This window comes from Pseudomonas asuensis (assembly GCF_014646755.1).
Classification (GTDB): Bacteria; Pseudomonadota; Gammaproteobacteria; order Pseudomonadales; family Pseudomonadaceae; genus Chryseomonas; species Chryseomonas asuensis.
Genome location: NZ_BMNW01000003.1, coordinates 247821 through 262439 on the forward strand (window position 1 = coordinate 247821; position 14619 = coordinate 262439).

The 14619-nt window shown below is 54.9% G+C and carries 15 protein-coding genes; 9 read left to right on the forward strand and 6 right to left on the reverse strand.

Annotated elements, in window-relative coordinates; genetic code table 11:
• Window positions 1-14 precede the first annotated feature (14 nt).
• The gene (locus IEX86_RS07805; protein ID WP_188865566.1) at window positions 15-197 is read left to right on the forward strand and encodes a hypothetical protein; all 183 of its coding nucleotides are present in this window, start codon (window positions 15-17) and stop codon (window positions 195-197) included.
• Here IEX86_RS07805 and gpgF read toward each other — a convergent pair.
• The 5 genes from gpgF to leuA all read right to left on the reverse strand — a co-directional run bounded on the left by gpgF (window position 166) and on the right by leuA (window position 6097).
• The gene (gpgF, locus tag IEX86_RS07810) at window positions 166-1161 is read right to left on the reverse strand and encodes a glucosaminyl phosphatidylglycerol flippase (RefSeq protein WP_188865567.1); all 996 of its coding nucleotides are present in this window, start codon (window positions 1159-1161) and stop codon (window positions 166-168) included. The two genes, IEX86_RS07805 and gpgF, sit on opposite strands and share 32 nt — an antisense overlap.
• Window positions 1158-1922 carry an N-acetylglucosaminyl phosphatidylglycerol deacetylase gene (gene gpgD / locus IEX86_RS07815; protein ID WP_188865568.1) on the reverse strand — a complete coding sequence of 255 codons (765 nt, stop codon included), beginning with the start codon at window positions 1920-1922 and terminating at the stop codon, window positions 1158-1160. The genes gpgF and gpgD overlap by 4 nt, the downstream gene beginning before the upstream one ends.
• Window positions 1915-3030: an N-acetylglucosaminyl phosphatidylglycerol synthase gene (gpgS, locus tag IEX86_RS07820; protein WP_188865569.1), complete on the reverse strand. Its 1116-nt coding sequence runs from the start codon at window positions 3028-3030 to the stop codon at window positions 1915-1917. The genes gpgD and gpgS overlap by 8 nt, the downstream gene beginning before the upstream one ends.
• Before the next feature lie 296 nt (window positions 3031-3326).
• Window positions 3327-4274 (reverse strand): aldo/keto reductase, encoded by a 948-nt coding sequence (locus IEX86_RS07825; RefSeq protein ID WP_188865570.1) that lies wholly within the window; start codon window positions 4272-4274, stop codon window positions 3327-3329.
• A 164-nt stretch (window positions 4275-4438) separates the two neighbouring features.
• Window positions 4439-6097 carry a 2-isopropylmalate synthase gene (gene leuA / locus IEX86_RS07830; protein ID WP_188865571.1) on the reverse strand — a complete coding sequence of 553 codons (1659 nt, stop codon included), beginning with the start codon at window positions 6095-6097 and terminating at the stop codon, window positions 4439-4441.
• Between the two features lie 436 nt (window positions 6098-6533).
• Here leuA and IEX86_RS07835 point away from each other — a divergent pair, with 436 nt between their 5' ends.
• Window positions 6534-6917 carry a DUF2946 domain-containing protein gene (locus IEX86_RS07835; protein WP_188865572.1) on the forward strand — a complete coding sequence of 128 codons (384 nt, stop codon included), beginning with the start codon at window positions 6534-6536 and terminating at the stop codon, window positions 6915-6917.
• Window positions 6918-7001: 84 nt separating this feature from the next.
• On the forward strand, window positions 7002-7472 hold the full coding sequence (locus IEX86_RS07840) for a copper chaperone PCu(A)C (protein ID WP_188865573.1): 471 nt from the start codon (window positions 7002-7004) through the stop codon (window positions 7470-7472).
• A 336-nt stretch (window positions 7473-7808) separates the two neighbouring features.
• Here IEX86_RS07840 and IEX86_RS07845 read toward each other — a convergent pair whose 3' ends face one another.
• Entirely contained in the window at window positions 7809-8030 is a 222-nt protein-coding gene (locus tag IEX86_RS07845) for a hypothetical protein (RefSeq protein ID WP_188865574.1), read from the reverse strand.
• Between the two features lie 498 nt (window positions 8031-8528).
• Between IEX86_RS07845 and IEX86_RS07850 the strand changes: the two genes are divergently transcribed.
• Genes IEX86_RS07850 through IEX86_RS07875 form a run of 6 tightly spaced genes read left to right on the forward strand, consistent with a single transcriptional unit; the run spans window position 8529 to window position 14617 of the window.
• The gene (locus IEX86_RS07850) at window positions 8529-9671 is read left to right on the forward strand and encodes a transporter substrate-binding protein (protein ID WP_188865575.1); all 1143 of its coding nucleotides are present in this window, start codon (window positions 8529-8531) and stop codon (window positions 9669-9671) included.
• Window positions 9668-10264 carry an ANTAR domain-containing response regulator gene (locus tag IEX86_RS07855; RefSeq protein ID WP_188865576.1) on the forward strand — a complete coding sequence of 199 codons (597 nt, stop codon included), beginning with the start codon at window positions 9668-9670 and terminating at the stop codon, window positions 10262-10264. Before IEX86_RS07850 ends, IEX86_RS07855 begins: the two co-directional genes overlap by 4 nt.
• Entirely contained in the window at window positions 10261-11109 is an 849-nt protein-coding gene (locus IEX86_RS07860; protein ID WP_188865577.1) for an ABC transporter permease, read from the forward strand. The genes IEX86_RS07855 and IEX86_RS07860 overlap by 4 nt, the downstream gene beginning before the upstream one ends.
• Window positions 11109-12035 carry an ABC transporter permease gene (locus IEX86_RS07865; protein WP_188865578.1) on the forward strand — a complete coding sequence of 309 codons (927 nt, stop codon included), beginning with the start codon at window positions 11109-11111 and terminating at the stop codon, window positions 12033-12035. Before IEX86_RS07860 ends, IEX86_RS07865 begins: the two co-directional genes overlap by 1 nt.
• 26 nt (window positions 12036-12061) lie before the next feature.
• Window positions 12062-13669 carry an ABC transporter substrate-binding protein gene (locus IEX86_RS07870; protein ID WP_188865579.1) on the forward strand — a complete coding sequence of 536 codons (1608 nt, stop codon included), beginning with the start codon at window positions 12062-12064 and terminating at the stop codon, window positions 13667-13669.
• Window positions 13670-14617 carry an acetamidase/formamidase family protein gene (locus IEX86_RS07875; RefSeq protein WP_188865580.1) on the forward strand — a complete coding sequence of 316 codons (948 nt, stop codon included), beginning with the start codon at window positions 13670-13672 and terminating at the stop codon, window positions 14615-14617.
• Window positions 14618-14619: the final 2 nt, after the last annotated feature.

The following is a 14619-nucleotide window of genomic DNA, read 5'->3' on the forward strand; positions in this document are numbered from 1 at the left end:
CATTCTGAGGTTCTATGAGTGATCCCTTCGAGCGCGGTGCGGCTTATCCTCCTCCTACCCTGGGGGAGGGATGTACACTTCGCTACGATCCGGATGCGCTCACCGAGGACAGCGGCACCGATTTTCCGGGTGCCGCTGAACTCTGGGAGACGATGTTAAATACGCCTATGCCTGACGAAAGCGAATCAGGCGATTGAGCAAGGGACGCCCCGCCAGATGGATGAATACCGGGGCGCCTGCTATGAGGTAGAAGTAATACGTTACGGCTCGCCAAATCAGAATGGCAGCCGCTGCTGTTGATTTTCCGACCATGGGTGTAAGGAGCGCACCTGATGCCAATTCTGCACCGCCTGCACCGCCAGGCAGCAGGCTCGCCTGTCCTGCGGTCAGCGCCAGCATCTGTATAAGAAAGGTCCAGGCCCAGGGAATGACAGCCCCTAGACCAACTAATGTAATGTACAAAACACTGTTACGAAGTAGCCAGTGCAATGCCGTTAAGCCAAATACTGCCGCCAAGGTGGAGTGAGGCATTCGCAGGCTTTCTTTCAATGCATTACGAAAGCGCAATACCTTTCGGCCCCAGCGCACGCGTCGGGACTGTTTTATGCCCAGACGCTTCATGATCCGGCCATTGCTGCGCAAAACGGCGCGGTGAAAACGCGCCAGCCCAAAGAGCAGAACAATAGCTCCCGTCATCAAGGCGGCAGTGCCTCCCAGTAGCCAACCTACATGAGGGTTAAGCGCGTGAAAGAGGGCATAAATCAAGATTCCGATCAGTGCGCAGACGAAAAATAGCAAGTCACTAATATGATCCACTGCAAACACGGCGGTGGCTTGAGCTGGACGTACGCCACGCCGCGCGAGAAGCGCCATCATGGTAAACGGGCCGCCCGCGCCGCCAGGTGTGGCACAGATAGCGAACTCGGTTGCCATCACAATGGCCAGGGAGCGAAGGTGAGTCGTGCGGTGTAAGCGTTTAAGGAGTAAACGTAGGCGAATTGCATTGATGTTCCAGCACAGCACAATCATGCCAAGCATGAGCAGCAGCAGGTCGAGCGGAAAGCCTCGTAACTTCCCTAGCAGCCCGGTACCGCCTAACAACAGCGGGATAAGTGCTGCTGCCAGTAACGCACTGAGCAGCAGCCAGACGCCACGGCTCATGCCGCGAGACGCTCGTTGAGGTAGTGCCGGTTGAGCCAGTCGATTTTGTTGATTGGCGCACGTCCGTCCGCCATCAACCGTTTGAGCAGCCCCAGCCAGTAATCCCTCGAAAACTCATGCCGCATGTCGACTGGATGCAGCCCAAGACGGAGCAGGGGAGCCTCTCGATGACGGCGAGCAGCTTGCTCGCTTACGAGCCAGGACATACCTCTGCGCCACGGGCTTCTGGCGCTCCAGACCAGCCCGGGTGCCTCTATTTGGCGGTGGTCAGGTAGCAGGTAGAAATGCTGGGGGTCGCTGGTATAGCGCAGATCGGTCTGGCTCAGGGCGCGGCGTGTTCCTTCGCTCATTAGCCAGGCCGGCGCAACAAAGCCATGCAGCGGCCAGCCAAAGCGCTTGAACAAGGCCATACCTTTTTCAATACGTTCACGGGCCTGTGCTTCATTGAGCGTATAGAATTCACCTTCATAGGTGTAAACCCTGCGCATGAACCAGTCACGAGGGTTCGTAGGCGCTGGGGCATCATCACAATGGAAGTGACCATGAAGCGACAGCTCATCGCCACGCGCCAGGCGCTGATCCATAAGCCTGATGAAGTCAGGATGCTGATCGATCGGGTTACGATGATGGAAGTCGGGGACGACCAGCAATGTCATAGGCACATTGCCCAGTGCGTCCACCGCCTCTATGAAGGGTTGGTAATCGTTCCAGGTTTCTGGTGCTACATCATGTAGCACCAGCATAACATTGCGTTCACCCATGTGCAGCTACCGGCATTTCAGAGGTGCCGAGCACAGCATGATAATGAGACAAGAGACCCGCGACTACAGTATCCCAAGAGTGGTGGGCTTCTACATGCTGACGGGCTTGGCGGCCCACAAGACGGGCATCGTCTTCAAACAGTTCGCGTACAGTGGCAGCCATCGAAGCTGGATCATGGGGCTGACAGAGACGCCCGGTATTGAAGGGAACAATTTCGCCTAAGGCGCCTGCCTTGACGGCGACAACGGGAATACCGCAAGCCATGGCTTCAAGCGCGACCAAGCCAAAGGTTTCCTGATGTCCGGCATGGAGCAGGACATCACAGCTGGCAACCAGGCGCGCTACTTCAGATGCCGGACGGAAACCATTCATGACGGTGACGTTGTCGGGTACATGGCTGGGCATGTTCGAGCCTACCAAGAGCAGGTGATAGGGCTTACCCAGTTGACGGGCCGTTTCCAGTAGGATGGGCAGGTTCTTTTCCCGCGAGCCTCGGCCGGCAAATACCATCAGGCGAGTAGAGTCATCCAGTCCTAGCTCGCGCTTTAAGGTGGAGTCCCGCAGTGATGGGTGGAACGTTTCAAGATCCACGCCTAACGGCTGGGCATAAACATTGTTTACCCCCATGCGCTCAAGCTTTTCAACCATGACCTTGCTGGGCGCCAGGACACGATCAAAACTGCGATACAGCCGCGCAATATAAGTGCTCATGTTGCTACCAAACCACGAACCTAGCCGGTTACTGGCCAGCAGTGGAAGGTCTGAATGGTAGAAGCCAATCACGGGAACATCCAACCGGCGCCCTGCATCCAGGGCGGCCCAGGCCGTCATGTAGGGGTCACCTACTTCAATCAGGTCAGGTTGCAACTCCCACAATACATTGCGCCACGGCCCGCGTCGGACCGGAAAGCGATAACCCTTTCCAAATGGCAAGGGAGGTGAGGGAATCTCATAGATTCCTCCGTTCTGTCGATAGCTTTCCCCAGGGACAAGCACGCTGTGCTGGACTCCGGGGTAACGACGTAAACGGCGGTGTTTGGCATCGATGTATGTGCGCACACCGCCGCTGGCAGGTGCATAAAACATGGTCATATCAGCAATATGCACGATGGAGCTTCCTCCGTTCGGCTTCTTATAAGAACCGTCTGAAACTACCGGCATGGGCGTTGTGGGTATGAAAGATAATATTGGCTCATGCGTTCAGATGTTCTCTCCCTGTGCCCATGAATGGACCATTACAGTAAAAAGACGTTCGCTAAGACCTCGTTCTAGAGCAGAGGCTTTCGCTTCGCTGACTATTATTCAGTCAGCTGGCAAGCGCAGCGGAGCGCCCTGCGGCTATAACCACAGGGCGATCTACTCAAGGGAAGTAGCAGACGACGTGTTTCAATCCAGACCGAACGTTAATAGGCGCTGGCGTGATCAAGCGTGCTGATATCTTCGGCGCTCAGTTGGAGGTGGGTGGCTTCAGCCAGTTCCCTGAGCTGCTCAAGAGAGGTAGCGCTGGCAATGGGTGCCGTGACACTGGGACGCGCCATGAGCCAGGCAAGGGCCACACGAGCAGGGGTTGCATCATATTCTTCGGCTACCTCATCCAGGGCAGAAAGAATCGTAACGCCTCGCTCGGTCATGTATTTTTTGACGGAGTCGCTACGAGCGCCCTTGATATCGTCCTTGGTGCGGTACTTACCAGTCAGGAAGCCGCTGGCCAGCGAGTAATAGCTAATGACGCCCAGCCCCAACTCCTGTACTACAGGCTCAAGGTTCTTTTCATAGTCTTCACGCTCATAAAGGTTGTAGTGCGGCTGAAGACTGATATAGCCCGGAATACCGAGACGCTGAGAGATCTGGTGCGCCTCACGCAACCGCTCGGCACTGTAATTGGATGCTCCAATAGCACGGACCTTGCCTTGCTCGACCAGCTTAGCCAAGGCATGCAGGGTTTCTTCCAAAGGGGTATCGGGGTCGTCGATATGGGTCTGGTACAGGTCGATATGATCGGTTTGCAGGCGCTTGAGAGAATCTTCCACTGCCTTCTGGATGTAGTCGGCGCGCAGACCTTTCTTGCCGTCGCCCATATCCATGCCGACTTTGGTAGCTAGAACAATCTGGTCACGCTTGCCGCTCTTCTTGAGCCAGTTACCAATGATGGTTTCCGATTCACCACCCTGATTGCCGGGTACCCAGCGTTCATAGACATCAGCCGTATCGATAAAGTTAAGTCCCTGGTCGATCAGCCCATCGAGCAGGATGAACGACTTGGCTTCATCAAGCGTCCAGCCAAATACGTTTCCACCCAGGGCGAGCGGCGAAACGTGTAGGCCGGATTGACCGAGTTGACGTGTGCTCATGGTGTCCTCCTTTTAACGACAATAAGGGCAATTCGCAGCCAAGCGGCGAACAGACCTCAAAGGAGGTGTGACTAAAGTGAACGAGGATCGTTCTTGGAGCACATGTAAGAGAGGGAAATACAGGAAGGAGTAAAGCCCCGATCAGGGATCGGGGCAAAAGAGCATTACTGAGCTTGGGATACGGCACGGTTCAGGGCGCTGAACAATGCACGAAAGCTGGCTGTCGTCAGGTTTTCATCGATACCGATACCATGCAGTGGACGACCACCGCCCAGGCGTACCTCGATATAGGCAGCTGCCTTGGCATTGGCGCCAGCGCCAATGGCATGTTCGTGGTAGTCCATAACCTCGATCTGAACCGGCAGCGCTGACACCAGCGCTTCCAGTGAGCCATTACCGGTACCCTGCCATTGCTGGATTTCACCGTTGGCCATGACCTCAACGCTGACCGCACTGATACCGTTTTCTTCCTGCAGGCGATGACGCTTGAGCTGGTAGGGCGAAACGGCCTTCAGGTATTCATTATCAAGCAGATCGTAGATTTGCTGCGCAGTCATTTCCAGGCCCAGGCGATCGGTTTCTTTCTGAACGACCTGGCTGAATTCGATCTGCATCCGGCGCGGCAGGGTAATGCCGTATTCCTGTTCAAGCAGGTACGTGATACCCCCCTTGCCAGACTGACTGTTGACACGGATGACAGCCTCATAGCTGCGACCAATGTCGGCAGGATCGATGGGCAGGTAGGGTACCTCCCACAAAGTATCGGGTTTCTGCTGAACGAAGCCCTTGCGGATGGCATCCTGATGCGAGCCTGAAAACGCGGTATGTACCAGATCGCCCACATAGGGATGGCGAGGGTGTACCGGCAGCTGGTTACACTCTTCAACGACCTTGCGCACCGCATCAATATCGGAGAAGTCCAGTTTGGGATCGACGCCCTGGGTGTAAAGGTTAAGAGCTAGTGTGACAAGGTCAACGTTACCGGTGCGCTCGCCATTGCCGAACAGACAGCCCTCAACTCGGTCCGCGCCAGCCATCAACCCCAGCTCGCTGGCTGCAACGCCGGTTCCACGATCGTTATGGGTATGCAGACTGACAAGAACACTGTCGCGACGGTTCACATGACGGCAGAACCATTCGATCTGGTCTGCGTAAACATTTGGTGTCGCCGCCTCGATGGTGGCAGGCAGGTTGAGGATCAAGCGGTGCTGAGGCGTTGGCTGGAACACATCAATCACGGCATTGCATACTTCGACGGCAAATTCCGTTTCAGTAGAGCTGAACACTTCAGGCGAATACTCGAAGCGCCACTGCGTCTGCGGATTGGCATCAGCCAGGCGCTTGATCACACGCCCCGCGTTGACAGCAATTGCCTTGACGCCTTCCTTATCCTGATTGAAAACAATACGGCGGAAGCTGGGCGCACAGGCATTGTAATAATGAACAATTGCCTGCTTGGCGCCTTTCAGCGATTCGAAGGTACGTTCGATCAGGTCTTCTCGTGCCTGGGTCAGTACCTGAATAGTGACATCATCGGGAATATGGCCGTTTTCGATCAGCTCACGCACAAAGTCGAAATCAGTCTGTGATGCAGAAGGGAAGCCCACCTCGATTTCCTTGACGCCTACCTGTACCAGCGTCTTGAAGAAACGCATCTTCTTTTCGCTGTCCATGGGTTCAATCAGGGACTGGTTTCCGTCACGCAGGTCTGAACTCAGCCAAATAGGCGCCTCGGTAATGGTCTTGGATGGCCAGGTCCGGTTGGGTAAGTCGATGGTGGGAAACGCGCGGTATTTCTGAGACGGATCTTTAAGCATGGCCATGAGGATAATCCTTTAGTTCTTGTTTCTTTCCGCGACCGTAGGAGCGGTGCCATAGTGGGAACAGCCGGTCTTTCATCGCTGATGAGTGCGCGTTTGAAGATCTGCGGCAAATAAAGTCGATGCGTGTCGAGTTCAGGGTCGCAGTCGCGGACTGACCAGACGCAGGCAGGCGTGTTGCCGTAGCAGGATGAGGGTATGCGCAATGTTCATACCCTCAACACTAGTGAGGATTGGATTGAATGGCAAGCGGCTTTAAAAAATTGGTATAAATCACTAATTATAAGACTTTATAGCAATAAAAATTTGTAAAAAGCATTTTTGTAGATATTTTTGGAGGGCTTGCATGCTGAGTCGAGCCAATAGGTTAGGTACACCTCTTCGCTCGGGAATATCAAACATGCGACCATACCGGTTCATGTGTATGGGAAGCTGATACGTGATACCGCAGAAGCGCTCGCGACGTTGTGCCTGGCTTGGCCTGTTTGCCATGGTCATGGCGTTCATTGCGCCCGTTGCATCCCAGGCGCTGGCAGCCAGGCATTCCCATGAGCATTATGGCATGGTCCAACATATGGCCAGCCATCACGCTGTGCCCAGGGCGTTGTCGCATGCAAACGAGCAGCACTGGACTTACGTTTTTGAGCAGTGCGGTTATTGCGATCTGCTTTTCAGCAGTCCCCCGCTTTCATCTGAATTCATCACACGTTTGGCAAGCACGCCGTCTAACAGTGGGTTATATCAAGGCCTGATTGCGCCTGGTTTTGCGCGCTTGCCTCTTTTTTTAGGCGCCATGACACGAGCGCCACCTAAAGATGCTTAAGCATCCTTATGTCTTGTGCTGCCTTAGTGGCAGCGTAATTCTGTTTTGCTCACGCTGGCGTTCTAACGTCTGTAAGGTATTTTCATGCGTATTTTGCTAAGTCTGGTTGCTGCCTTGTTTCTCGCTCCATGTGCCATGGCACATGAGTACGAAACGGGACAGTTGCACATTGATCATCCCTGGTCGCGTGCTACGCCTCCTGGTGCGCCCACCGGAGCGGTTTATTTCGCTATACACAACCACGGCCAGCAGGCGGATCGCCTGTTGAGCGCCGACTCACCTGTAGCGGCGAGTGCCGAATTGCATACTACGGTCAACAAGGACGGAATGATGGGTATGCGGCATATGGAGCAGGGCGCCGAGATAGCCTCTGGTACCGAGTTGCGGCTGGAGCCTCAAGGCAATCATTTGATGCTGGTAGGGCTCAAGCAGCCTTTGGTCGCAGGGCAGCGCTTTCCACTAACGTTGCACTTTGAAAAGGCGGGTGACGTTAATATTGAGGTCGCTGTTCAGGACGATGCACCTGATGCTCATGAGCATCATCACCAGCATTGACGCTCTTTTTGAATAGATCCTTGAAGCCTGTTTGAAGCACCACAGCATTAATTGCCGGATATTCAGGCAGGTTTCAAGGCCTTCCATGAGCACGAAGCAGAGTATGGTGTGAGCCTGGCGCTAGCGCAGAGTTAGAGGTCAAGGCCAAATAACGCCAACGCCAACGCCAACGCCAACGCCGCTAGGGGTCCAGAAAAAGCCATGCGCCGCACTACAAGGGATAGAGGCGTTGCACTTGGCTAGCTTCCTGGCGTGTGCCTCCCGATACCCATAGCCTTGGATAGGCTGATCCGTTAAGACAGGTACCGGACTTTGGCATCCATGAGCAGGTGCCAGTCAGGCTTCCTGTTCGTGTGTACCATGCTCGGTTTGAGCTTTTTGCTCGGCAATTTTCTGGACTTCCGCCTCGTAAACCCGGTCCATGACGCTTGGACGTTTTCGCCAAGGCTTGCGATCAGGAGTCGATTGAGCAGCGTAGGTGGTGATTTCTCCACCATAGATATTTTGAAAACGCTGGGCCTGGCGTTCCAGTTCAGCGCGAAGTTCTTCTTTCGTCACGTTATTAAAATCTTCACTATTTTGTTGTAGTCAAGGCGGTTGATACACGCTCAGGACGAGCGTGTATTGCTACTGACCGCACGAGTCGATGGCCAAGTTGAAAAGATATTGAAGCGGCCATCAGGCTAAGCCTTATTTATATAAGGCCTGAACGGTCTTGTCACCTATTCTTAATGTATTGCGTTAGTTGTCCGCCCTAATTAATGGGGCCTTTCGAAACACTTTCCAACTATGGAAACGCTTTAAAAGGGTGCGACTCCGCTTAATCATGCTTGAAAGCGGTGCATACCATAACGGGTGGCCAGCGGTTAGAGCCCATGCTAGAGCGCTTGTTCCCTAGTATAGAGCGAGTTGGCATCATTTTTTCTTATCTATTTCTCAAAGCGTGGCTATGTGCCTGTAAGTCTTGACTCTACATGCGCCTCGATGCGCCTGGGTAACGAAGCCTGAGCAAGTGTTTTCACAACACTCGTTCAGGTTTTTTTTTGGAGCGGGAAAATGCTGCGCAAGGTCTTATCAGTTGGCGCTTTATTATCTACAGACGGCACTTACCGCCACATGGGCCGAAATGCACTGGCTGGTGCTGAGCATGCGATTGCCGAACTCAATGAAGGTGGCCAGCTAGACTTTGAGCTTCGCCTGCAGCATTTCAATCCTGCGGGCAAGCCGGAGCGCTACAGTGAGGGGTTGGCAGAGTTGCATGAACGTGGGGTCCGGCATGTATTCGGACCGATCACTTCGGCCAACCGCAAAGACATTATTCCTGATCTTGAGCTGCATGGCAGTCTGCTCTGGTTTCCGTGCCCCTATGAGGGTTTCGAGAGCAGCGAAAGCGTTTTGTATCTTGGGGGGTGCCCTAACCAGACGCTGATTCCCTTGCTACATTTCGCGATCGAGGCGTTTGGCGATCGAGCCATGTTGGTCGGCTCCAACTATGTATGGGCCTGGGAAAGTAACCGAATCGCCCGTGAAGTTATGGATGTAGCAGGTGGAGCGGTCTGTGCCGAAAAGTATTTTCACCTGGGCGTGACTGCATTTGGCGAGATAATCAAGGGGTTGCTCAGGAACAATCCGTCATTTGTATTGAATAACCTGGTTGGCGAGTCGTCCTACGCGTTCCTTCGTCAGCTAGATAGGGCCTGTGTTGAGCATGGTGTACGTCTGCCAGTGCTCAGCTGTAATTTTACTGAAGGAGAGCTGGCAGAGCTCGGACACCTGCAGGCCTTGCGGCTATTTTCCTGCGGGCCTTATTTCGAGTCGGTCGATCCTGCGTTCAGCCTACGGCAGCGCCGCCGGCATGGGCCGCATCCTTATTCACATTATTACGCCTGCACGTACGCCGGGGTACATCTCTTGGCTGAAGGCTGCCGGAGAAGCGGCAGCGATGCGCCAGCAGAGGTCTGCAAGGCCTTATATGCCAGGCCTGTGAAGACAGCATTGGGTCATTTACAGGTTTCACCTCGGAACAACCACACCAGCCTGCCGTGCTACATCGCCGAGCTTGAGGGGGAGCGCTTCATGATCCGGCATATCGAGCCTGAGTTGCGTGAGGCAGACCCCTACCTGACCGCGACTGACCTGAGCGCCTTTCATACCCGGCGGCATGTTGCGCCATCCCGTCACTTGAGGATTGTTAAATGACTCCGCTAAAGCGCCCCGATTTCGAAAACACCCGCTTGCTGCTGGTGGATTGTGACGAGCGCGCCCAGGCAAGCCTGCAAAAAAGTCTGCAGCGCCTGGGAATTGCGGCGTCTGTAGTGGCGCAAGATACCGAAACCTGCTTAAGCGATGTGTTGGCACTGATTGTGGAGTTGGATCAGTTTGCAAGCCATCAACTGGTAGCCGCCGCCAATGGGCGTGGTATTCCGGTTATTGCGTTGACCCAGCACGAAACCTTGTCCCAGATTCAGCGTGCTCTGGATCTGGGCGCGACCGCCGTGCTGAACAAGCCTATTACTCAAGGCTCGGTCTACACCACACTGATGATGGCAATCGGGTTGCGGGATCGCTTGCGGTGCGAGCAACAGAAAACCGCCGCGCTGCAAAGCAAGGTGGACAGCCGCCCCTTGGTTGCCCAGGCGCTGGCGTGGCTGATGGTCGAGCTGGAGATCACAGAGACCCAGGCCTACGAGCGGATCAGGCACTTGTCGATGCAGGCCAATCGGAGCCTGGAGGAGATCTGCCTTGATCTGACGCAAGCGCATCGGCAGGACTCGCGGGAGGCACGTTCATGACCGCGATGCTCACCTTGTGTCGCCGTCCCTCTGTGGTGGTCGCATTGCTGTTCATTGTGGCAGTGGTGCTGCTGGCTGTTCTGGCGCCCTGGGTAGCGCCTTACGATCCCTCGGAGCAGTTTATTGAGGGATTATCCCTGGAGGGCGCGCCGTTATCGCCGGATGCGACCTATTACCTGGGGACAGACCTCTTGGGCCGCGATCTACTGTCACGTCTGCTCTACGGTGCACGAACCTCCCTGTTCATTGGGTTGTTGGCCAATGGTATTGCCGTTCTGATCGGCACGCTGGTGGGGTTGACGGCGGGGTTCGTGCGAGGTTGGCTGGGTACAATCCTGATGCGGTTTACCGACCTCATGATGGCTTTTCCAGCCCTGTTACTAGCTATCGCCTTGGCGGCTATTTTTCAGCCCAGTGTATGGATCGTGGCGCTGGTGATTGCCATGGTGAACTGGGTGCAGATTGCCCGGGTGATCTATTCAGAAACCGTATCACTCTCTGCCAGGGATTTTGTCGAGGTTGAGCGCACTCTGGGTGCCAGCTCCATGCGCATTCTGTTTTCGCATTTGTTGCCGCATCTGGTGCCGACAATTCTGGTCTGGGCCACGCTAGGTATTTCTACCACGGTACTGCTAGAGGCAACGCTGTCATTTCTAGGGGTAGGCGTTCAACCGCCAACACCGAGTTGGGGCAACATCATTTTCGAAAGCCAGACGTATTTCACCTCAGCGCCCTGGTTGGTGCTGTTTCCAGGGGCGGCCATCGTGCTCTTGTCGCTGTCGTTCAATCTGGTCGGCGATGCGCTGCGCGATGCCTTGGACCCGACGTTAAGGGGGAGAAGCTGATGTTGGCCTTTATGACAAGGCGAGTCCTGTACTCCTTGCTGATTCTGCTTGGAGTAACGCTAATAACCTACTTGCTTCTATTTATGCTGCCGGCAGATCCGGCGCGGCAGATTGCCGGGCGTAGTGCAACACCGGAAGTGGTTGAAAACATTCGGCATCAGCTGGGATTAGACCTGCCATTTTATCAGCAGTACTTCAACTACCTGATGGGGCTCTTGCACGGTGATCTGGGGCGCTCTTTCATTCAGCGATCGGAAGTTTCCGAGCTGATCGGCTCGCGCCTTGCGCCCTCGTTACAGCTCATGGGGATGGGCATTCTGTTCGAGCTGATCATCGGAATCGGGTTGGGCATTATTGCTGCGCTCAAGCGAGACTCGTTTGCCGATCGACTGCTGATGGCATTTTCCTTCATCGGGGTGTCGTCACCGCAATTTATCGCCGCGATGCTGTTCCTGTACTTCTTTGCAGTAAAACTCGACTGGTTTCCCATGGGAGGCTACGGCGAGTTTCGCCACATTCTATTGCCCGCCCTGACGCTCGGGCTCCTGGGCAGTGGCTGGTACTCACGCATGGTGCGCTCCTCCATGATCGAGGTATTGCATCAAGACTTTATCCGTACAGCCCGCGCAAAGGGGCTGAGTCGAGTGCGTGTGGTATTTCGCCATGTGCTTCCTAACGCCATCGTACCCGTCATTCCCATGATCGGAATCGACATTGGCATCTTTATGGGTGGGCTGGTGGTTGTGGAGTCGGTGTTCGGCTGGCCGGGCATCGGTCAGCTGGCCTGGCAAGCCATTCAGCAAGTAGACATTCCCGTCATCGTTGGCGTTACGACCGTCTCGGCCGTGGCGATTGTATTGGGCAACCTGCTGGCCGATCTGGTGATTCCGCTGGTTGATCCTCGTATCGATGTGAAAAAACATTAATAACACTGAAAAAGAGGCAGGAGCACATGAGAAGGAAGGCACTATCCTTGGCCGTTGCGGCCACGCTGTTTGCTGGCAACCTGCTGGCGGCCGAGCCCAAGACAGGCGGTGAGGCAGTTATTACCTATCAGAACGATATAGCCACCCTGGACCCGGCGATTGGTTACGACTGGCAGAACTGGTCGATGATCAAGAGCCTGTTCAACAGGCTTGTTGACTACAAGCCAGGCACAACGGAGTTGGTCCCTTCACTGGCTGAAAATTACACCATTTCCGATGATGGCACCGAATACACCTTCACGTTGAAGAAGGGCGTCAAATTCCATAATGGCCGCGAAATGAAGGCCAGTGACGTGAAGTATTCCCTGGAGCGTACGGTCAACCCGAAAACCCAGAGTCCAGGGGCCGGCTTCTTCTCGTCCATTCAGGGCTATGAGGACATGACGTCCGGCAAGAGCCAGACGCTGAGTGGGGTTACAACGCCAGACGACTATACCGTCAAGATAACGTTGAACCAGCCCAACGCTACCTTCCTTCACATCATGGCGATCAACTTCGCTTCGGTCGTGCCAAAAGAAGCGGTCGAGAAGTGGGGGGCGGATTTTGGCAAGCATCCGGTTGGCTCTGGCGCCTTTGAGTTGGCTGAGTGGAAGCTGGGCCAACAAGTAGTGTTCAAGAAAAACTCCAATTATTTCCAGCCCGGCGTGCCATACGTAGACAGCATCAAGTTTGAAATCGGCCAGGACCCTACTGTTTCTCTGATGCGTTTGCAAAAAGGCGAAGTGGATATCGCCGGAGATGGTGTGCCGCCTGCACAGTTCCTGCAATTCAAGAACAATCCGCAGCAGAAAGACCTGATGGTCATCGGTGACCAATTGCAGACAGGGTATCTCACGCTGAAGACCACACTGCCGCCATTCGACAAGCTTGAAGTTCGCAAGGCGGTGAACATGGCGATCAGCAAAGAGCGCATTGTTCGCATCATCAATGGTCGCGCCAAGCCTGCCAATCAACCGCTACCACCGGCCATGCCAGGTTATGACGCCGCATTCAAGGGCTATCCTTATGACGTAGAGGGGGCCAAAAAGCTCCTGGCCGATGCGGGCTTTCCTAATGGCTTCGATACCGAGTTGTATGTGATGAACACCGATCCGCAGCCGCGCATCGCCCAGTCGATTCAGCAGGATCTGGCCAAGGTAGGCATTCGCGCGCAGATCAAATCCCTTGCACAGGCCAACGTGATTGCCGCGGGTAGCGAAAAGGACAAGGCTGCCATGGTGTGGTCGGGAGGCATGGCCTGGATCGCCGATTTCCCGGACCCCTCGAACTTCTATGGTCCGATTCTGGGATGCGAGGGCGCTGTGGCCGGAGGCTGGAACTGGGCGCTGTACTGCAACAAGACGCTGGATGCCGAAGCGAAGCGAGCCGATTCCATGGCCAAGCCCGAGCAGCAGGCTGAGCGAATCGCCTTGTGGAAAAAGATTTTTACCGACGTCATGGCTGATGCGCCATGGGTACCGATCTTTAACGAGCAGCGCTTTACCGTACGCTCAGCCCGTATGGGGGGTGACGATGCGCTGTATGTCGATCCCGTCCATGTCCCCGTTAACTATGACTATATATGGGTGAAGTGAATGTGCCAGAACTGCGTGGTTAAAACGATCCACAGCATCAACAATCATTTCGGTTGGGATAACAGCCTTGAACCCACGGCTCGTGTAGCGCCGGGTGCCGAGCTGGAATTTCAATGCCTAGATTCCTCCGATGGGTATTTCACTCCAGAGTCAGTTGTAGCTGATGTTTCCACGATGCCTTTTGACAAAATCAATCCGGTCACCGGCCCGATTTTTATCGAAGGGGCTCAGCCAGGTGATGTGCTCAAGGTAACAATTGACAGTTTCAAACCCTGCGGCTTTGGCTGGACGGCAAACATCCCGGGCTTTGGCCTGTTGGCGGACCAGTTCAAGGAGCCCGCTTTAACACTGTGGCACTACGACAAGGACAGCCTTGCACCGGCCGCGTTTGGCCAGTTTGGCAAGGTGCCACTCAAACCATTCGCCGGCACGATCGGTGTGGCTCCAGCGGCGGCTGGGCTGCACTCCATTGTTCCCCCACGCCGGGTAGGCGGCAATCTGGACATCCGTGATCTGGCTGCCGGCACGACGTTGTATCTACCGGTGGAAGTGGAGGGCGCGCTGTTTTCCATGGGTGATACTCATGCGGCTCAGGGTGATGGCGAGGTGTGCGGAACAGCCATTGAAAGCGCCATGGACGTAGTGGTGAAACTGGACCTCATCAAGTCTATGCCACTGGCTGCACCGCGGTTCAGCACGCCAGGGCCGGTGACCCGCCATCTGGATACTGCTGGATACGAAGCCTTTACCGGAGTGGCGCCAGACCTCATGGACGCTGCTCGCCAAGCGGTCAGCAGCACGATCGATTGGCTCTGCCGCGAACACGGTATGCCTGCAGAGCAAGCCTACATGCTGTGTTCGGTCTGCGGTGATCTACGCATCAGTGAGGTGGTGGATATGCCGAACTGGGTCGTGTCGTTCTACTTCCCGAAAGTGGTTTTTAACTGAGG